The organism is Bacteroides sp. AF39-11AC, from assembly GCF_003474285.1.
Classification (GTDB): Bacteria; Bacteroidota; Bacteroidia; order Bacteroidales; family Bacteroidaceae; genus Bacteroides.
This window is the reverse complement of the sequence record NZ_QROH01000013.1, coordinates 86,716-105,294: the sequence shown is the minus strand read 5'-3', so window position 1 is coordinate 105,294 and position 18,579 is coordinate 86,716. Positions and strand designations below refer to the sequence as shown.

At 44.5% G+C, this 18,579-nt stretch carries 16 protein-coding genes; 12 read left to right on the top strand and 4 right to left on the bottom strand.

Annotated features, from left to right (window positions below; all coding sequences use genetic code 11):
• Positions 1-61 precede the first annotated feature (61 nt).
• The 5 genes from bas-suc (at position 62) to DW036_RS23445 (ending at position 5,723) form a co-directional block, all read left to right on the top strand.
• Positions 62-1,564 carry a 3-succinylated cholic acid synthase gene (gene bas-suc / locus DW036_RS23465; protein WP_118466416.1) on the top strand — a complete coding sequence of 501 codons (1,503 nt, stop codon included), beginning with the start codon at positions 62-64 and terminating at the stop codon, positions 1,562-1,564.
• Between the two features lie 14 nt (positions 1,565-1,578).
• Positions 1,579-2,211 (top strand): hypothetical protein, encoded by a 633-nt coding sequence (locus DW036_RS23460; protein ID WP_118466415.1) that lies wholly within the window; start codon positions 1,579-1,581, stop codon positions 2,209-2,211.
• A 97-nt stretch (positions 2,212-2,308) separates the two neighbouring features.
• A complete protein-coding gene (locus DW036_RS23455; RefSeq protein ID WP_118466414.1) occupies positions 2,309-2,863 on the top strand; it encodes a cob(I)yrinic acid a,c-diamide adenosyltransferase in 555 nt (184 codons plus the stop codon).
• Positions 2,864-2,935: 72 nt separating this feature from the next.
• On the top strand, positions 2,936-3,157 hold the full coding sequence (locus tag DW036_RS23450) for a DUF2795 domain-containing protein (protein ID WP_007212024.1): 222 nt from the start codon (positions 2,936-2,938) through the stop codon (positions 3,155-3,157).
• 124 nt (positions 3,158-3,281) lie between these two features.
• Entirely contained in the window at positions 3,282-5,723 is a 2,442-nt protein-coding gene (locus tag DW036_RS23445) for a helicase-related protein (protein ID WP_118466449.1), read from the top strand.
• On the opposite strand, the gene DW036_RS23440 is transcribed toward DW036_RS23445, so the two are convergent.
• The 3 genes from DW036_RS23440 to DW036_RS23430 form a co-directional block, all read right to left on the bottom strand.
• Positions 5,718-6,101 (bottom strand): DUF3037 domain-containing protein, encoded by a 384-nt coding sequence (locus DW036_RS23440; protein WP_118466413.1) that lies wholly within the window; start codon positions 6,099-6,101, stop codon positions 5,718-5,720. The genes DW036_RS23445 and DW036_RS23440 overlap by 6 nt on opposite strands.
• Entirely contained in the window at positions 6,079-6,861 is a 783-nt protein-coding gene (locus tag DW036_RS23435) for a HipA family kinase (RefSeq protein ID WP_118466448.1), read from the bottom strand. The genes DW036_RS23440 and DW036_RS23435 overlap by 23 nt, the downstream gene beginning before the upstream one ends.
• A gap of 78 nt (positions 6,862-6,939) precedes the next feature.
• Entirely contained in the window at positions 6,940-7,299 is a 360-nt protein-coding gene (locus tag DW036_RS23430) for a DUF488 domain-containing protein (protein ID WP_118466412.1), read from the bottom strand.
• 101 nt (positions 7,300-7,400) lie between these two features.
• Between DW036_RS23430 and DW036_RS23425 the strand changes: the two genes are divergently transcribed.
• The 7 genes from DW036_RS23425 (at position 7,401) to priA (ending at position 16,448) form a co-directional block, all read left to right on the top strand.
• Positions 7,401-8,354 carry a PorP/SprF family type IX secretion system membrane protein gene (locus tag DW036_RS23425; protein WP_118466411.1) on the top strand — a complete coding sequence of 318 codons (954 nt, stop codon included), beginning with the start codon at positions 7,401-7,403 and terminating at the stop codon, positions 8,352-8,354.
• A gap of 15 nt (positions 8,355-8,369) precedes the next feature.
• Positions 8,370-9,827: an SUMF1/EgtB/PvdO family nonheme iron enzyme gene (locus DW036_RS23420; RefSeq protein ID WP_118466410.1), complete on the top strand. Its 1,458-nt coding sequence runs from the start codon at positions 8,370-8,372 to the stop codon at positions 9,825-9,827.
• Positions 9,828-9,847: 20 nt separating this feature from the next.
• A complete protein-coding gene (gene gldL / locus DW036_RS23415; protein ID WP_118466409.1) occupies positions 9,848-10,558 on the top strand; it encodes a gliding motility protein GldL in 711 nt (236 codons plus the stop codon).
• A 77-nt stretch (positions 10,559-10,635) separates the two neighbouring features.
• Positions 10,636-12,207, top strand: a complete 1,572-nt coding sequence (gldM, locus tag DW036_RS23410) for a gliding motility protein GldM (protein ID WP_118466408.1) — start codon at positions 10,636-10,638, stop codon at positions 12,205-12,207.
• Positions 12,208-12,239: 32 nt separating this feature from the next.
• A complete protein-coding gene (gldN, locus tag DW036_RS23405) occupies positions 12,240-13,259 on the top strand; it encodes a gliding motility protein GldN (protein WP_118466407.1) in 1,020 nt (339 codons plus the stop codon).
• A gap of 75 nt (positions 13,260-13,334) precedes the next feature.
• On the top strand, positions 13,335-13,895 hold the full coding sequence (locus DW036_RS23400) for a porin family protein (RefSeq protein WP_007662101.1): 561 nt from the start codon (positions 13,335-13,337) through the stop codon (positions 13,893-13,895).
• An 81-nt stretch (positions 13,896-13,976) separates the two neighbouring features.
• Positions 13,977-16,448, top strand: a complete 2,472-nt coding sequence (priA, locus tag DW036_RS23395) for a primosomal protein N' (RefSeq protein ID WP_118466406.1) — start codon at positions 13,977-13,979, stop codon at positions 16,446-16,448.
• Between the two features lie 3 nt (positions 16,449-16,451).
• Here the strand turns inward: priA and DW036_RS23390 are convergent, their stop codons facing one another.
• Positions 16,452-18,551, bottom strand: coding sequence for an outer membrane beta-barrel family protein (locus DW036_RS23390; protein WP_233560534.1), 2,100 nt, complete (start codon positions 18,549-18,551; stop codon positions 16,452-16,454).
• Positions 18,552-18,579 lie beyond the last annotated feature (28 nt).

Below are 18,579 nucleotides of genomic sequence, written 5' to 3'. Positions count from 1 at the left end.
CTATTTGAATGCTTTACTTTTGCGCACAGTTAATGTACAAATGATAAATGTAATATTAGAAATGAAGAAAAAACTCGTTTTACTTCTTCTTGTACTCTGCCTACTGCTACCTGCAACGACCCGTGCGCAGATACGTGAGTTCGAACGCTCGACGCCTGAAGCCGAAGGGGTTCCTTCCGGAGCGCTCATTGCTTTGATGGACTCTCTGATGGCCCTGCCGAAGACCGATATACACAGTGTAATGGTGCTGCGTCACGGAAAAGTGATCGCGGAGATGTATCCCGAACCCTTCGCTCCGGAGTATCGGCACACGATGTTTTCCTGCTCCAAGACTTTTGTCGGTGCCGCCGTCGGACTCGCCATCTCCGAGAACCGCTTGCGGTTGACAGACCGGGTCGCCTCCTTCTTTCCCGACCAACTTCCCGATAGTATTTCCCCCAATCTTGCCGATATGACGGTCCGTAATCTGCTGAACATGACTTCGGGTGTTACTCCGGACTGGAATATGCGCAATGGTCGTACTGACTGGATCAGAGGTTATCTGGGAAAAGATATAAAGACTCCCGGAGAACATTTTGATTATGATTCCATGAGTTCGTATATTCTTTCCGCCATCGTACAGAAGGTGACGGGTATGAAATTACTGGATTATCTCCGCCTGAAACTGTTCGAGCCTATGCACATCACTGATGTGTCTTGGGAAGTGAGTCCAGAGGGAATCAATACCGGTGGCTGGGGAGTGTACTTGCAAAGTGAGTCGTTGGCTAAACTTGGACAGTTACTGCTAAACCGTGGTATGTGGGAAGGCAAACAGCTACTTCCGGCAGACTGGGTAGACCTGATGATGGCTAAGCAATCCGATACAGGTAGCTTTGGCTATGGTTATGGTTATCATATGTGGCTTTGTGAATATCCGGGAGCTGTTCGCGTAGACGGTGCTTTAGGGCAATATGCACTTATTATACCGGATAAAGATATGGTAGTAGTCATTACCGAATGTAGCATTATAGATGGAATCACGCAACGCCGCTTGGTCTGGAATCGTCTGTTGCCTGCTGTAGGCGATGAGCCTTTGACGCCGGGAAAGGATTATAAACGCTTGTTGAAGAAGCAGTCTTCTTATCAGTTACCGGTGGTACAAGGGAAAGCAAATTCATCTCTTGCCCGGCAGTATGCGAACAAGCCTATTATGTTTAAGCCGAATAAATTGGGCTGGCAGTCTCTCCGTCTTCAATTCAAACCCAAAGAGGTCATAATGACTGTGACACAGACCGATGGGCTTGAATATGACTTGCTATTTGGCTACAAACAGTGGGAGAAGACTTCAATAGATGCATATCCTCCATATTCTATCGAAGCCAAAGGACGTTTCACCGGGATAGAAGGTCCTTTTTATGTAGCAGGTAGTTATGCCTGGTCATCAACTTCTACGCTGGAACTGAAAGCGCATTACGTCAATTGGATCAGTGCGCTCAACTTCATTTTCCGGTTTGATGGAGGAGATGTGCATTTAGCGGTTAAGGCGAACTATTCTTCCGATTTTATCTATCTTTGTGGCCAATAAAAGATTTGTGTATTATGAACCGTATCACATTAGCTCTGAAACGTCCTTTTATCTGGTTGCACCGTTTCCGTCATCGTTGCGGTTACGGAGTGCATTCTCCTTTTGCTTTCAACTTGATTACACAGGTGATTTATGAAAATACTCCTTATTATAAGTATAAAGACCTGGCGGCAGAACAAAAGAAGTTAGCACCTCAAAAAGACGGGCGTTGGAAGTATGAGTCGAAAAAGGTGAAACGCCTTTTGTTCCGGTTGGTGAATTATATACAGCCCGATACGATAGTAGATGCCGGTACTCTTGCTGCTTCTTCCCTTTACCTGAAAGCCGGTAAGGAAGGGGCCGACTATACATCTGCTTCTGAACTTTCCGAGCTATTTCTGGAAGCCGGAGTACCAGTTGGCTTTCTCTATCTGCACGACTACCGTCATCCGGAATTTGTGGAGGAAGTATTCCGCATCTGTGCTGCACGTACTATACGGAACTCCGCTTTTGTGGTCGAAGGAATCTGCTACACTTCGCAGATGAAAGCCCTTTGGAAACGCATGCAGCAGGATGAACATGTAGGTATTACATTCGACCTTTATGACCTTGGCATCCTATTCTTTGATAAAACAAAGATAAAACAAGACTATATTGTCAACTTTTGATTATCTTTAGGCGTTTGAATAAGTGATTAGGGGGTAGTGATTAGTGATTAACCGCTCCACTAACCTCTAATCACTAATCACTAAACACCAATCGCTTATGAAAATATATACTAAAACCGGTGATAAAGGTACCACTTCGTTGGTAGGCGGCACCCGGGTTCCTAAAACCCACGTTCGTCTGGAAGCATACGGCACAGTAGACGAGTTAAACGCTAACCTGGGAGTGCTTATCACTTATTTGTCCGATGAAGCGGATCAGATGCTTGTACGCCATATTCAGGATCGTCTTTTCGCAGTGGGTTCCAATCTGGCCACCGATCTGGAAAAAACGGACTTGAAATGTGCCAGTGTTATTCATCCGGAAGAGATAGAGCGTATCGAACGGGAAATAGACCGACTTGATAACCTGCTTCCCCCGTTACATGCTTTTATATTGCCGGGCGGCAGTCGCGGAGCATCGGTTTGTCATGTTTGCCGCACAGTTTGCCGCAGGGCTGAACGACGTATCCTGGCCTTGGCTGAACAATGCGAAGTAGTTACTGAATTACTTGCTTATGTGAACCGTTTGTCCGATTATTTGTTTGTCTTGTCACGGAAAATCAACCAGGATGAGAAAAAAGATGAAATATTTTGGGATAATAGTTGTAAGTGAGAGATTTTATTATACTTTTGCCGAAAAATAGAAAGTAGGACTTAATATTCACAATTTTAATACTTAGAACTTATGTATTGGACATTGGAATTAGCATCTAAACTGGAAGATGCTCCCTGGCCGGCAACCAAGGACGAATTAATCGATTATGCTATACGTTCGGGCGCTCCGCTTGAAGTGATTGAAAATTTGCAGGAAATGGAAGATGAAGGCGATATTTATGAGAGCATCGAAGATATATGGCCTGACTATCCGAGCAAAGAGGATTTCTTCTTTAACGAAGAGGAGTATTAGATACGCTTTTTAAAGCCTTGCCATACCTAAGGGGATACGAGGTAGTTAACACATAAAAGAGGCAGTCCGTAAAATCTGTTTTTGACAGATTAATGGATTGTCTCTTTTTTATATTTATTCCATTATGACTGAAACACAAGAAGAAACGGTACGCCGCTTGCCGGAATTGAAAGAACGGCATTTGCCCGGAGATTGTCGGGAAGCGGTGCATACCCTTTTAAAAGGGACTTACGGGTACGAACAATTTCGTGACCTGGAAGTGTACGACGACTTATTCAAGGGGAAAGAGACGCTCCACATTTCGCAGGGACAATTGATAGAAAGTGTCATTGTTGAAGCGGAAAAGGCACGGAATGGGGAAACTGATGTGGATAATATTCTGCTGACAGCACCTACTGGGGCTGGAAAATCCTTATTGTTCCAATTGCCTGGTATTTATTTGGGCAATGAATACGGATTGCTTACTATTGTTGTATCTCCTCTGAAGGCACTGATTGTGGATCAGGTGGAAGGTTTACGGGATTTGGGATATACTCGCGTAGCGTATGCTTCTTCCGATTTATCGCCTGAGCAAAAGAATGAGGTATACCGGCAGGTGCGTGAAGGTGAGGTGGATTTGTTTTATCTTTCGCCGGAGTTATTGCTTTCATATGATATCAAGCACTTCGCAGGTGAGCGTCGTATTGGTTTGGTTGTAGTGGATGAGGCTCATACAGTAACTACTTGGGGTAAAGAATTCCGGGTGGATTATTGGTTCCTGGGACGTTATCTGCAAGGTTTGAAGAAGAGTCTGGGCTATGCGTTTCCGCTTTTTGCGCTGACGGCTACTGCTGTCTGGAATCCGAAGGGAGGCAACGATATGGTGTTCGAAACGATTCGTTCGTTGCAAATGGAGCCGTGTGTGCTCTATGCAGGTACGGTGAAACGCAGGAATATCGGATTCGATATCCGGCAGATGGAAATAGAAGAAGGCGAAACGTACGATAAAGCCAAGCAACGTGTCGTGGCGGGTCGTGTAGATGATTTCCTCGACGGGCATAAGACGATTCTTTATTATCCTTTTGCGGGTGGCATCGATATGCGTCTGAAGACGTGGGTGCAACCTGCTGATTGGCGTTTGGTAGCTTCCTACTATGGCAAGAAGGATAAGGAACAGAAAGCAGCGATTGTGCAGGAGTTCAAGGAAGGAGAGAAACGTATGATTGTAGCTACCAAGGCATTCGGTATGGGTGTGGATATCAGCGACATCGACCGGGTATATCATGTGGCACCTTCCAGTACGTTTGTCGATTATATACAGGAGATAGGACGTGCGGCGCGTGATATGGATATTCATGGCGTTTCGGCAACAGATTATCATGAACGAGACTTTTATTATATGAAACGCCTGCATATGGCGGGTAATATAGCCCAGGAGCAGTTATCGTTGATACTGAAAAAGTTGATGGAAGTATATCGGATGAAGGGCAAAAAGCAGGAAATGCTGGTGTCTTTGTCTGACTTCGAATTTGTGGTGAAATTGCCGCGAATGAAAAACAAGTTGGAATACGAGGCAGAATTGGGACAGTTGATTAAGACAGCTTTATTATGGTTGGAAGATGATTTGAGCCATCGTTACGGAAAGAAGTTGTTGGAGGTCAGTCCGCAGAATCTATTGACGGAAGGATATATCCAGGATAAGACAGGCGATGTTTTTATTCGTGAATTCAAGGATTATCTTACTAAAGTGGAAGGTACGGAAGACGTGTACACAGCACGTCTGGAAAAGCTGTGGGAAGAGCGCTTTGCTGAGTTGGGCTATCGGGAGTTTAAGCAAAAGTTGAATGGGGGTACGTTGTGGGAAGGTTCTCGTGCGGTATCTGTTGGTAAGCACGAGGTTTTGTTGAAAGAAGATGCCACCGTAATTCGTCAACGGATGGATGCACTGTTCAATAGCTTGAAAATTCTGCTTGTCGATAAGCTGCGAAAGACAAAAGGACGTTTTGATGAAGAAGAATTGCGTGCGGTATTTGCTGAACATGGTATGGATGTACCATCGGCAAAACGCTTTATTGGCTCGTTGCTGGAGTCACGTACGGAAGAGGGACGCAGTGTGAGCTATATCAGCAGTGTGAAAAAGAAGGATTCCAACGAACTCTCTTTTACAGTGACAAAAGGGTTTGATCTTTTGTTATCCCGCTATCAGAAGCTATTCAGTCAACGTATTGTCGGTAAAAAAGGAGATCGTTTATTGTTTTACAGTACACCATTCTCCGATCTGAATATGTTGCTTAACCTGCTTTCCATGCTCGATTGTCTTTCATTCAGTGTCGAAGGAGGGGGGACACCTTGTGTGCTGGTATGTTTCGATGATCCGAAGAGCCTGCAGCAGATCGCATCTTCCGATGAATATCACAATTTTATTCTCGAGAATAATGAACAGGTGTTTCAGGAGCAGATTGAACTGTTTTCCTTCTTCTTCGGGACGGATGGAATGGATGATGCGAAGCGTTGGGATTTTATTGAAGACTATTTTACCGGAATGGGAGTGGAGGAGCTGAAAGCGAAGTACGCTGTTCCCCTATAGAACCAATTCTTTAAATAATCTTTCTAACGTCCTGTCCAGATCGTCGGAGAAACCGGCATGTGGACGGGACGTTTGAATACAGGAACTTCTCACGGCAGTCAGCCAACGAAAACGTTCCGGTACATCGAGTTGGGCTATAGGGCCACCGTCTTTGGCTCCCGAACATATTTTATTGAATACGTCCAAGTGTGCAAATACCGATTCCCGGTCTACTTCAGAAATATATAGCTTCAGTTTGTCCTCGTTTACCTGGCAAACGGACTTGATGTAGCCTGCCTTTTTAGAGAAAAGGATGACGCCCACATTAAAGAACTCCTCACGTTCTACTCTGGGTACCAGGCGGATAACTGCGTATTCATATAAGTGTTTTCCTTGCATTCTGTGCTTCTTTTACAAATGTTTCGGAATGAGCCAGTCTTTCGGTCAGAAAGTGGGTATAAATATCTCTGATTTCTTCGGGTGTCTCATGTGTATCCTCCCAATGCAACCAGTCGTCAGGGATAAGTGCTACGATCTGTTGTATCTTTTCCTCTGTCAGCATGGAACGTAAAGCTGTATCGGCTTCTTCAAGTCGGGATGCTTCGGGCAGCAATACGTGATTTTTTATATAGGGGAATGGGCTTACGGCATGTTTCTCCCAGTTTTCCCACGAGTGGTGGAAATAAAGTGAAGCACCCTGGTCTATCAGCCAAAGCTCTTTATGCCACATCAGCATATTAGTATTGCGGAAGGTACGGTCTATATTGGTCAGATAGGCATCCAGCCAGACAATACGGGAAGCCAGCTCAGGGTTTACTTTAGTTGCTACGGGGTCAAAAGTCAGAGCACCTGACAGGAAGTGCAGTCCCAGGTTTAACCCACGGCTGGCTTGCAATAAATCTTGTATTTCTTCATCTCCTTCGGTACGTCCGAATGCTTCATCAAGATTCAGAAATACCAGTTCCGGCACTTTGAATCCCAGTATGTGCGCAACCTCTCCACCGATTAATTCGGATATCAATGCCTTAGTGCCATGTCCGGCGCCACGAAACTTTACGACGTATTTAAATTCGTCGTCAGCTTCTGCCAGTGCGGGCAATGATCCGCCTTCGCGCAAAGGAGTGATATAACGGGTCAGGTTGACTGTTCGCAACTCTATCATGGTTGTCCTTTCTGAAAATAGTTATGCCGCCCGTTTAAGATGGACTGCTGCTGCAAAGATAGTGAATAATCACGATTACCCAAGGTGGGCTTCCAGAAACTCTTGCAGAATGCGAGCATGGTTTCGGACAGGCTCTTTGGAGGCATATAATAAAGTAACCGTTTTATAAGACCTGATTGCTGTGAGAAAGTTTCGTGCAGCTTCAGATGTTTCCAACTCTTTCCGGTACATAGCAGAGAAACCTTCCCAATGTTTCACCGGGTCTTCATGAAACCACTTTCTGAGTTCGGGGGAAGGGGTGATGTCTTTTTCCCAAACATCATATTTCAGGTGTTCCTTTTGCATGCCACGCGGCCACAGACGGTCTACCAGCACGCGGTAGCCGTCCTCTGCCTCGGGATCTTCATATACTCGTTTAATTTTAATCTGCGGCATAACTTTATTCTCTATATACTAATATACAATTCGTGGGTTGAATTAGTTCATTTCTGTGCCATTCTGCACAATTTTTTTTCGTTTTATCAGTTCTTATATTGATGAAACGTTATTGTATCCTGAAATGCTTAATTCTTATTAGTCTTCTCTTCTGTGTAGCAGAAGGACAGGCACAGTTTGATGCGCGCTTTAGCCAGTACTGGGCGGTGAAGGGATATTATCATCCCGGTTGGGCGGGGCAGACGGATAATAAGATGAACATTTATGGTTCGTATGGTATGCAGTTGATGGGCTTCACACATGCTCCCCGCGTGATGTATTTCGGTGCTGACATGCCTTTTTCTTTATTCAATAAACAGCATGGCGTTGGGGTTGGATTTTTCAATGAGGCTATCGGACTGTTCCGTAACCAGCGTTTTTGGGGACAATACGCCTATCAGATGAAAATCAGAAAGGGTAAATTGGGTATTGGACTCCAAGTGGGTATGCTGACTGTATCTTTTGATCCTTCTGATATTAATCTTGGAGATGAAACGGATGATGATGCTTTCCCCACTACATCGGAGAGTGGTACATCTGTTGATCTTGGAGTGGGGGCATACTATTCGTACCCTAAATTCTACGCTGCCTTTTCTGCCCACCACCTGACAGCTCCCCGTGTCTCTTTAGGAGAAAAAAGCCAGATTAAAATACATCCTATCTTTTATTTGACAGGCGGATACAATATTCAGACACGTAATCCGTTAATTTCCATACAGCCTTCGATACAATTGCAAAGTGATTTTACTTCTACACGGTTGGATGTAACAGGGCAGTTGTTTTATAGCTATCGTTCCAAAGTACTCAGCGGGGGATTGACCTACTCGCCCGATACTTCGGTGACATTCAATATAGGATTGACCGTGCAAGGGGTAACACTGGGATATGCTTATGAATGTTTCACTTCCAAGATAGGTGTAGCGAGCGGTAGCCACGATCTGGTGGTGAGGTATGCATTGGATTTGAATGTGTTTAAGAAAAACCGGAACTTGCATAAAAGCGTACGGATTTTGTAAGAGAATATATAAACAATGGGAAAGAATAAAGGAATGAAAACAATTCATGCGTGGTACGGGGCGGCTTTGTTGCTGTTCGGTTCGCTGATTTCGTGCATGGGAACAGTAGGCAACAGTTCCATGAGAGGTGGCGAGGTAATAGGAGCCAGTGCTGTAGCATGGAACGAGCCTGCACCTTATGGCATGGTGTTGGTGAAACGCGGTTCGGTAAAAATGGGTCCCGATAAGCAAGACAGTTTGTGGGGAACAATCGTTCCTTCACGGGAAATTTCGGTAGAATCTTTCTGGATGGACGATACGGAAGTGACGATTGCTGAATATAAGCAGTTTGTCAACTGGGTGCGCGACTCCATTATCCGCGAGCGCTTGGCAGATCCTGCATATGGCGGCAACGAATTGTATAAGATAGAGGAAGACCGTGAAGGAAACCCAATCAAACCTTATTTGAATTGGTCGAAGCCTATTCCGTGGAAGCGGGCGACAGAGGATGAGCAGATGGCCATTGAAAGTGTATATAAGCATCATCCTATTGATGGTACGCTGATGCTGGATGGAACACAACTGAACTATTATTATGAAATTTATGACTATACCGAGGCAGCTAAGCGCCGTAATCGTTTGAACCCTGCCGAGCGTGTCAAGAACACAGATGTCCAGGTGAATTCGGAAGAAGTAATCATGATAACAAAAGATACAGCATATATTGATGATGAAGGACGAATTGTAAATCGTACTATAACCCGTCCGTTATCCAGTGAATGGGACTTCCTGAACAGCTATATCGTGAACATTTATCCCGATACGACCTGCTGGGTGAATGATTTTCCCAATGCCAATAATGAACAATACATGCGTTTGTATTTCAATCATCCCAGTTATAACGAACATCCGGTAGTAGGTGTCAGTTGGGAACAGGCCAATGCATTCTGTGCATGGCGTACTAACTATTTACTTGCAGGACTGCGTGGACAGGCGAAGTATATTCAACGTTATCGCTTGCCGACTGAAGCAGAGTGGGAGTTTGCTGCACGCGGACGAGAAGACAATAAGTACCCCTGGAAAGACAACGAAGAGACCAAAGATGACCGTGGGTGCTACAATGCGAACTATAAACCCGGCAAGGGTAACTATACCAAAGATGGTAACCTGATTTCAACTCGGGTGGGGGCTTATTCTCCTAACTCGAACGGGCTCTACGATATGGCGGGTAATGTTGCAGAATGGACATCAACGGCATATACTGAGTCGGGAGTTCTGCAGGCAAACGATATCAATCCGGATATCCGGTATAATGCTGCACCGGAAGATCCGTATGCGTTGAAGAAAAAAGTGGTTCGTGGAGGTTCGTGGAAAGATGTGAATGCATTCATCCGTTCGGATGCACGGACGTCCGAATATCAGAATGAGCAACGTTCGTATATTGGTTTCCGTTGTGTGCGTACGCAGGTGGGATATAATAAGAAGGGGAAATGATAAGATGTTAAAATGGTAAAATGATGGAAAAAGATACTGTAAACAAGAAAAGGGACTTCGGGCAAAAGTTGCAGGATTTTATGGCGAGTTATCGTGGCAAAGTCATAATGAACTATGCCTATAGCTGGGGTGCTGCTGTCGTTATTGCAGGTACCTTGTTTAAACTGACGCATTTACCAGGTGCCAATCTGATGCTTTGGATCGGTATGGGAACAGAAGTGCTGGTGTTCTTTATTTCTGCATTCGACTTGCCAAGCAGGCAGACCGGTACAGCTGCAGGCGGAGTGATAGTTGTTGGTGACGGAGGGACGGGCAGTGCAGATGTTAATCAAATTGTATCGCAGGAAAGAAGACAGGTTCCTGTTTCAGGACAGTCTGTAGCGGTGACTGTAGGAGCTGCTAATAATTTATCCGGGACTCCTGCTCCGGCTTTTACCCCTGAAATGGAAGAAACTACACAGGCTTATATTGCTCAATTGAAAGAAATGACCGAAATGCTTTCGCACTTCACCGCACAAGCAGAGTCGTTGTCGCATGATGCCGAGCAAATGAGTGCACTGAACCGTAATCTTGCAGGTATCAATGCCATTTATGAAATGCAGCTTCGCAGTGCCAGCACTCAGATCAACACTATCGATCAGGTACATGAGCAGACCCGTAAGATGGCTCGTCAGATTGAAGAACTGAATGCAGTCTATGCACGTATGCTACAAGCCGTGCAGGTTAAGTGATAAAGTGGTGAAGCGATAGAACGAGAGTTAAAGCTATCGCGCAGCCAAATTGTAAATTGTAATTTGTAAATAACACCATGTCTCTGAATACTAATCCGGATTCTCCGCGTCAGAAGATGATAAACCTGATGTATATCGTCTTGATGGCGATGTTGGCACTCAATGTTTCGTCGGATGTGCTGAATGGTTTTTCATTGGTAGATGAAAGCCTTTCCCGTACAACGGCGAACTCGACTGTGCAAAACCAATCATTATATGATGGGCTTGCCGGTGCCAATAAACGTAATCCGGAGAAAGTGGGACCTTGGTTTGAGAAAGCGCTACATGTGAAGAATATGTCTGATTCGCTCTATGCTTACGTCGATGAATTGAAATTGCGTATCGTGAAGGAAGCGGATGGGAAAAACGGTGATATTGCCAATATATCCAATAGGGAAGATTTGGAAGCTGCTTCTTTCGTAATGCTTGCTCCCGGTAGAGGGCAAGGAAAAGAGCTGTTCAATCGAATTAATCAATATAGGAGTGAAATATTGGCTTTTGTTACTGATCCGGTACAGCAGAAGATTATCCGTGATAATCTGAGTACTGAGGTTCCACGTAAAGCATTGACAGCAGGAAAGAACTGGCAGGAGTATATATTTGAAAATACTCCGGTAGCTGCTGCTGTCACTCTATTAACCAAATTGCAAAGTGATGTGCGTTATGCCGAAGGTGAAGTATTGCACTTGCTGACACAGAACACCGATGTGCAGGATGTACGTGTAAACCAACTTCAGGCTTATGTAATTCCTACCTCTCAGAATGTGGTGCGTGGGGGGACGTATAGTGCGCGGGTTATTTTGGCCGCTGTAGATTCTACACAACGCCCGTCCATCTATATAGCCGGAAAGAAACAGCCGGATAATACCGAAGGTTGGTTTGAAACTGTTTGTAATCGTACAGGGGAATTTTCTTTAGATGGTTATCTGGAATTGGCACAGGGTAATGGAGAAGTGCTTCGCAGAGAGTTCTCCCAAAAATATACGGTGGTGGAGCCTACTGCTACAGTATCTGCTACTATGATGAATGTGCTTTATGCCGGATATGATAATCCCATCAGCATCTCCGTTCCCGGAGTACCGGCAGGGCAGGTGCAGGCAAGTATTGTAAGTGGGAATGGTACATTAACCCGCACCGGTAGTGGATATATTGCTCGTCCTACAGCTATAGGCAAGGATGTAGTGATTCGTGTGACGGCATCTGTGGGTGGACGTACGCAATCAATGGGAGATTACACTTACCGTGTACGCCAATTGCCTGACCCGTCACCCTTTATTGAGTATACGGAAGATGGAACGCCGAAGCGTTATCGTGGTGGTCGTGGACTATCCAAGGCTATCCTGATGAATACTCCCGGTATTGTTGCTGCCATTGATGATGGATTGCTGAATATTAATTTCCGGGTATTGGGCTTTGAAACTGTTTTCTTTGATAATATGGGGAATGCCGTGCCGGAAGTGTCTTCAGGAGCTTCGTTCTCTACACGTCAAAAAGATATGTTCCGTCGCTTGTCACGGGGTAAACGTTTCTATATTTCCCGGGTACGTGCGGTGGGGCCGGATGGGGTAGAACGTCTACTGCCTACTACGTTGGAAGTAATTGTGAATTGAAATTAGAAATCGACTATAAAAGGTATAAGACTATGAAACTTTCCTTGAAACTCATAATAGCTGTCGCTCTGTGTGTATCGAATCTTTCAGTAGGGTGGGCACAAAGGCAATATCCCAGTTCGCCGGGATTACCGGACGATGTGGTGTGGATGCGTGAAATCTACCGTACGCTGGATTTGACAAAAGATACCAATGGTGCGTTGTACTATCCGGTGGAACCGCAGGGGAATAAGATGAATCTTTTCACAACGATGTTTCGTTTGCTGGCACAGAAGAAAATATCGGCTTACGAGTATCAGCTGGATGGTACGGAACGTTTTCAGAAAGATGCTGAGGTGACTTTTCGTGATGTGTTGGATCGTTTCCAGATCTATTATGAATTGAAGAAGGTGGCAAATCGCCGTGATAGCGTTGTGTCTATCAGTAACAGTGATATACCTTCGGCAGATGTATTAAGCTATTTCATAAAAGAAGTCTGGTATTTTGATCAGCGCACTTCTACCTATAGTTCGGTGATAACGGCCATTTGTCCGGTATTGCACCGATCGGAAGAGTTCAGTTCGGAAAAGACCAAATTCCCTATGTTCTGGGTAAACTATCAAGATCTGGTTCCCCATTTAATGCAGTCTAAGATATCCGTTAGTAATTATAACAATGCGGCAAACAGTACTTGGGATGACTTTTTTGCAGCGCGTTTGTATAAAGGTGATATTTATAAAACTACGAATTTGCAAAATCGTACCTTATCGCAATACTGTCCCACGGATAGTGCTATGGTGAAAGAGCAGAAAAGGATTGAAAAGGAACTGGCAGATTTTGAGAATTCATTGTATGGTAAGGATCTCGTAGAGGAGACAGATTCGGTTTCTGCAGCTTCGGGGACAAAAATTGTAAAGGCAAATTCCAAAAAGAAAGGACGTGACAATACTGTTACGGTTAGAAGTAAATCTTCTTCCTCATCTAAGGCTAAATCTTCCTCAGGTAAGTCTCAGTCGGTATCTAAGCGTGAGGCAGCTGCCCCGAAGGCGTCAGTGCGACGACAACGGCGTTGAACAAAAATGAATCTATTTTGTTCTTTTTAAGAATTAATCCATATATTTGTCCCGATAATTTAAACAAAAAGAATTATGAAGAAGATTTTTAGTGCTTTCATTATAGCTGTATGCTGTATGTTTATGGCTATGCCTGCCCAGGCACAGCTCCTTAAATGGGGTGTAAAAGGTGGTGTGAACTTGACAAAGATAGACTGGGATGGAGGATTCAAAGGAAATAAGGATAACTCGACTGGTTTCTTTATTGGTCCGATGGCTGAAATTACAATTCCTATTGTAGGTCTGGGTGTTGATGGTGCTTTGTTATTCTCGCAGAGAGGTAAAGGTGACGTAAAACAAACCGGAGTAGAAGTTCCCGTTAATCTGAAATATACGATTGGCTTGGGTAGCTTACTGGGTATTTATTTTGCTGCCGGTCCTGATTTCTTTTTTGATTTCGACAAGAAAGATAACGTTGACCGGAAGAAAACTCAGGTAGGACTTAACTTGGGAGCCGGTGTGAAGCTGATTAAGCATTTACAGGTGGGTGTGAACTATCAGTTCCCGATGGGCGATAGTTTTACCTGGAAAGAAGCGAGTAAGGCTGTCGGTGCAAAGAATAAGACTTGGCAAGTATCTGTCGCTTATCTTTTCTAAGAAGAGAAATATTTATCATATAAATAGCGTTGCTGATTTTGATTGGCAACGCTATTTTTTTGTCGTATCTTTGCCGCCGCGATGAAGAAATTTGTAGATGTCATATTGCCTTTGCCTTTGCCCCGTTGCTTCACCTATTCGCTGCCCGAAGAATGGGCGGATGAGGTACAGATGGGCTGCCGGGTGGTAGTTCCGTTCGGACGAAAGAAATACTATACAGCAATAGTGCGTAATGTGCATTATTGTGAACCGACGGATTATGAGGTAAAAGAAGTCTCTACATTACTGGATGCCCGCCCGATTCTATTGCCGGAACAATTCAAGTTCTGGGAGTGGTTGGCTGATTACTATCTCTGTACACAAGGGGATGTTTATAAAGCTGCTCTGCCTTCTGGTTTGAAACTGGAAAGTGAGACGATGGTAGAATACAATCCGGATTTTGAATCGGAGGTCCGTCTGCCGGAACGGGAACAGAAGATATTGGATTTACTTTCTGCAGAACCCGAACAGTGTGTCACCAAGTTGGAAAAAGACAGTGGATTCAAGAATATACTTCCTGTTATCAAATCTTTGCTGGATAAGGAGGCTATCTTTGTGAAAGAAGAACTGCGCCGAACTTATAAACCCAAGACTGAAACGCGCGTAAGGCTGACAGACGAGATGAGGAATGAAAAACGTCTGCAGGAACTCTTTGATGAACTGGCACGTGCTCCGAAGCAACTGGACTTGCTGATGAAATACATTGAACTGTCCGGCATTCTGGGAGGGGACGGTCTGAAGAGTTTTCCTAAAGAAGTCACGAAGAAAGAGCTTTTGTTGCGGGCATCTGCTTCACCGGCAGTGTTTAATGGTTTGGTAGATAAGCATATCTTTGAAGTCTATCAGCAGGAAATAGGACGACTGCACGCTGTTGTACGGGATACTCTTCCCATCAATCCGTTGAATGAACATCAACAGGCGGCACATGATGGGATTGTGCAATGCTTTCAATCCAAAAATGTATGCTTGCTGCATGGTGTGACTGCCAGCGGAAAAACAGAAATCTATATACACTTGATTGAAGAAGCCATCCGGCAAGGAAAACAGGTATTGTATCTTTTGCCGGAAATAGCTCTTACCACTCAGATAACAGAGCGTTTGCAACGGGTGTTTGGAGATCGTTTGGGTATTTATCATTCTAAGTTTCCCGATGCAGAACGCGTAGAGATCTGGCAAAAGCAACTGACGGAAAAAGGATATGATATTATTCTGGGAGTCCGTTCCTCTGTTTTCTTGCCTTTCCGCAATCTGGGGTTGGTAATTGTGGATGAGGAACATGAGAATACCTATAAACAACAAGACCCTGCTCCCCGCTATCATGCCCGGAATGCAGCGATTATACTGGCATCCCTGTATGGCGCCAAGACTTTGCTGGGTACGGCAACTCCCTCTATTGAGACGTGGCATAATGCCTCTTCCGGAAAGTATGGACTGGTGGAGCTGAAAGAGAGATATAAAGAAATACAGTTGCCGGAGATTATTCCGGTGGATATACACGAATTGCATCGTAAAAAACGTATGAACGGGCCGTTTTCTCCATTACTGCTTCAATATATCCATGAAACTCTGGCACAGAAAGAACAGGTTATCTTGTTCCAGAACCGGCGTGGTTTCGCTCCAATGATTGAATGTAATACATGTGGGTGGGTACCGAAGTGCAAGAACTGCGATGTGAGCCTGACGTTTCATAAAGGATTGAATCAGTTGACTTGTCATTATTGCGGTTATACGTATCAGTTGCCCCGCGTATGCCCTGCTTGTGAAGGGACTGACTTGCGCAATCGTGGATTTGGAACAGAGAAGATAGAAGATGACATCAAAGTTTTGTTTCCGGAAGCTAATGTTGCACGCATGGATCTGGATACTACCCGTACCCGCTCGGCTTACGAGCGTATCATTGCAGATTTTGAACAAGGGAAAACTGATATATTGATAGGCACGCAAATGGTTTCTAAAGGACTGGACTTTGACCATGTCAGCGTGGTAGGTATCCTGAATGCAGATACCATGTTGAATTATCCGGATTTCCGTTCGTACGAACGTGCTTTCCAATTGATGGCGCAGGTTTCCGGACGTGCCGGGCGAAAGAATAAGCGGGGACGTGTTATTTTGCAGACGAAGAGTATCGATCACCCTATTATAGAGCAGGTCATTCACAATGACTTTGAACAAATGGTAGCCGGACAACTTGCTGAGCGGCAGATGTTTCACTATCCCCCATATTACCGCCTGGTATATGTTTATCTGAAAAACCGCAACGAGCAACTGCTTGACTTGATGGCACAGACCATGTCAGGCAAGTTGCGTGCAGTCTTTGGTACCCGTGTGCTGGGACCGGATAAACCGCCTGTTGCCCGGATACAAACCTTATTTATCCGGAAGATTATTGTCAAGATAGAGTATAATGCTCCGATGGCTCGCGCCCGTGAACTGTTGGTGCAGGTTCAGAAAGAAATGGTGTCGGAGGATCGTTTTAAATCTTTGATTGTCTATTACGATGTAGATCCGATGTAGGAGTTACTCTTTGATCCCCTGCAAAATACCGGAATCTGTATCCATATTCTGAATATTTTTATTAGCGCTCTTGTATTGTCGTCCGAAGTTCAGATTGAAGTTGAGCTTGATGGCAAAGGTATTCGACATGTTATTGTTGTGTATGTCCGACTTTACTGGTGTCAATGCTGACCAGTTCTCGTTTTCGGAACGATAGGTCTTCATAAACGGGTTGAGTATTCCTGCCATAATGGACCATGCAGACTGTTTATAACCTACCATCAAAGTATGCATCAACTCGCCCTTCATTAATTGTTCGCCATATACATACCGATTGGGCGGTGTGATAGTCATAAAGTTCAGGAGCCAGTTCTTATAGGAAGCGTCTAGGTTGATACGCAGTTCTTTCAGGGTATAGGTATGGAGGTAATTGTTCCCTGTGCTGATGTATCGGTTAATACCCGGCGTGACGGAAAGACTGATGTGATCTTTCCAGGGCTTTATCTTGAATGTAATCTCCGTTGCCAGATGTTGGAAGGACTTCTGGTTTTCATAGGTCTGAATAAACATACCCTCTTCATAAAGTACGGATTGCATGATTGGATTCTTTTCGTATGTATAGCTGACCAATGCGTCGATACTGCAAATACCTGCACTAAACACAGCGTTGAAATCCTGTATGATACTACGGAATGATTTTAAAGACGGATTCCCTCTGCGCGTTTGTAAATTGTCGATTTTCTGTTCCACATCATTCAGATAAGCAATGGAAGGAGCTTTGTTCTTCAGGTTGATGTGATAGCGGAAATGCAGCTTGTCCAGAGGGCTGTAAGATACCAGGAGCGAAGGTTGCAGGCCGTATCTTTCATTTTGATTGTTTCTTTGGCTATAGTAGAAGCGGCTGAGTGTAAGATTGGCTATGTATCCCCAGTGTTGTGTTTTGCCTTTATATTCGGCATATGCATAGCTTTCCGCTTGTTTCAAGATCACGTCCATTTGCTCTTCTCCTTTGTATTGGTTATCTGTGTACGATTGTATGTGCCTGAGACCTCCTGTCAATGTTCCTTGTCCCAACTTCTTCTCATAGGTTCCTTCGGCTATCAGCGAATACTTTTGTCCTGTGATATCGGAGTATAACTCTGTATGACTTACGTCTTCTTGCTTTTCCTGATAAATGCGTGTACTGCTGCTCTTGATGTACGTACCTACAAGATTGAAAATAAGCCGTTGATTGTTTTTCAGTTCCTGCTGATAATAAAAGTCGAGAGCAGGTAAGTGATTTCGTTCCTTGGTATGGTCATAGATGGATAGAGGAATGTCGGAATTGGAGGTATAGAGTTTACTTTTCCGATCTTCGTATCCGGCGGGATTATCTTGCAGGGTATATCTGAACTGCGCATTAAAGAGATATTTTCCCTTTTCCTGCAAACTGTAGCTAAGGTTGGAGGTGAGTAGCTTTTTATTAAATAAGGTAGGTTCTCCAACTTCCAGACGATGTAATTCTTTGTCGGGAAAAATAAAGCGTTCATCGTACTCACGTGTCCAGTCTCCTCTCCGTTGTATATATCGCACGTTGGCTGATATTTCAGATTTCCCGTAGTTGTATCTGCCAGCCAATACGTCGTCGATGGAAGAACGCTTTCCGCTGAGGCTGTGGACGGCTGCTCCGCTGATACTACCTCCCACTTTGGCGGTTTTGGTTATATAATCGATCACTGCAGAGGCATTTCCATAGCGCGCACCCGGCATATCGTGATATTCTATGCGGAGAATATCTTCGGGATTGAGGGAGGATATCTCCGTGTAAGTAACCTGAACACCATTAATCCGTAATTGTACTTCTCCGTTGCCGGAAGTGGTTATTTCGCCCGATATGATATCAACTGTGATTCGGGGAAGTTGTAATTTGCCTAATAAGTCTATGCCGTTGGACGACATTTTCAGTTGATTCTGGGTCGGAAGAATTACTTTCCGGTCACCTTTTTCGATGATAGACCGTGCCTGGATGGTTACTTCATCCAGAGAGATAGCCATGACTCCGGTAGAATCTTTAGCAATGAGTTGGGCATAGGAGGGGCTGACCATACACAGTAGTATGGTCAAAATTGACACTATTGTTTTCATAAATATTTGTGGAAATAGCTGTTATCCG

Excerpts from the sequence above, each read along its gene's own strand:
- bas-suc (WP_118466416.1), top strand. The coding sequence starts at position 62 with ATGAAGAAAAAACTCGTTTTACTTCTTCTTGTACTCTGCCTACTGCTA.
- DW036_RS23460 (WP_118466415.1), top strand. The coding sequence starts at position 1,579 with ATGAACCGTATCACATTAGCTCTGAAACGTCCTTTTATCTGGTTGCAC.
- DW036_RS23455 (WP_118466414.1), top strand. The coding sequence starts at position 2,309 with ATGAAAATATATACTAAAACCGGTGATAAAGGTACCACTTCGTTGGTA.
- DW036_RS23450 (WP_007212024.1), top strand. The coding sequence starts at position 2,936 with ATGTATTGGACATTGGAATTAGCATCTAAACTGGAAGATGCTCCCTGG.
- DW036_RS23445 (WP_118466449.1), top strand. The coding sequence starts at position 3,282 with ATGACTGAAACACAAGAAGAAACGGTACGCCGCTTGCCGGAATTGAAA.
- DW036_RS23440 (WP_118466413.1), bottom strand. The coding sequence starts at position 6,101 with ATGCAAGGAAAACACTTATATGAATACGCAGTTATCCGCCTGGTACCC.
- DW036_RS23430 (WP_118466412.1), bottom strand. The coding sequence starts at position 7,299 with ATGCCGCAGATTAAAATTAAACGAGTATATGAAGATCCCGAGGCAGAG.
- DW036_RS23425 (WP_118466411.1), top strand. The coding sequence starts at position 7,401 with ATGAAACGTTATTGTATCCTGAAATGCTTAATTCTTATTAGTCTTCTC.
- DW036_RS23420 (WP_118466410.1), top strand. The coding sequence starts at position 8,370 with ATGGGAAAGAATAAAGGAATGAAAACAATTCATGCGTGGTACGGGGCG.
- gldL (WP_118466409.1), top strand. The coding sequence starts at position 9,848 with ATGATGGAAAAAGATACTGTAAACAAGAAAAGGGACTTCGGGCAAAAG.
- gldM (WP_118466408.1), top strand. The coding sequence starts at position 10,636 with ATGTCTCTGAATACTAATCCGGATTCTCCGCGTCAGAAGATGATAAAC.
- gldN (WP_118466407.1), top strand. The coding sequence starts at position 12,240 with ATGAAACTTTCCTTGAAACTCATAATAGCTGTCGCTCTGTGTGTATCG.
- DW036_RS23400 (WP_007662101.1), top strand. The coding sequence starts at position 13,335 with ATGAAGAAGATTTTTAGTGCTTTCATTATAGCTGTATGCTGTATGTTT.
- priA (WP_118466406.1), top strand. The coding sequence starts at position 13,977 with ATGAAGAAATTTGTAGATGTCATATTGCCTTTGCCTTTGCCCCGTTGC.
- DW036_RS23390 (WP_233560534.1), bottom strand. The coding sequence starts at position 18,551 with ATGAAAACAATAGTGTCAATTTTGACCATACTACTGTGTATGGTCAGC.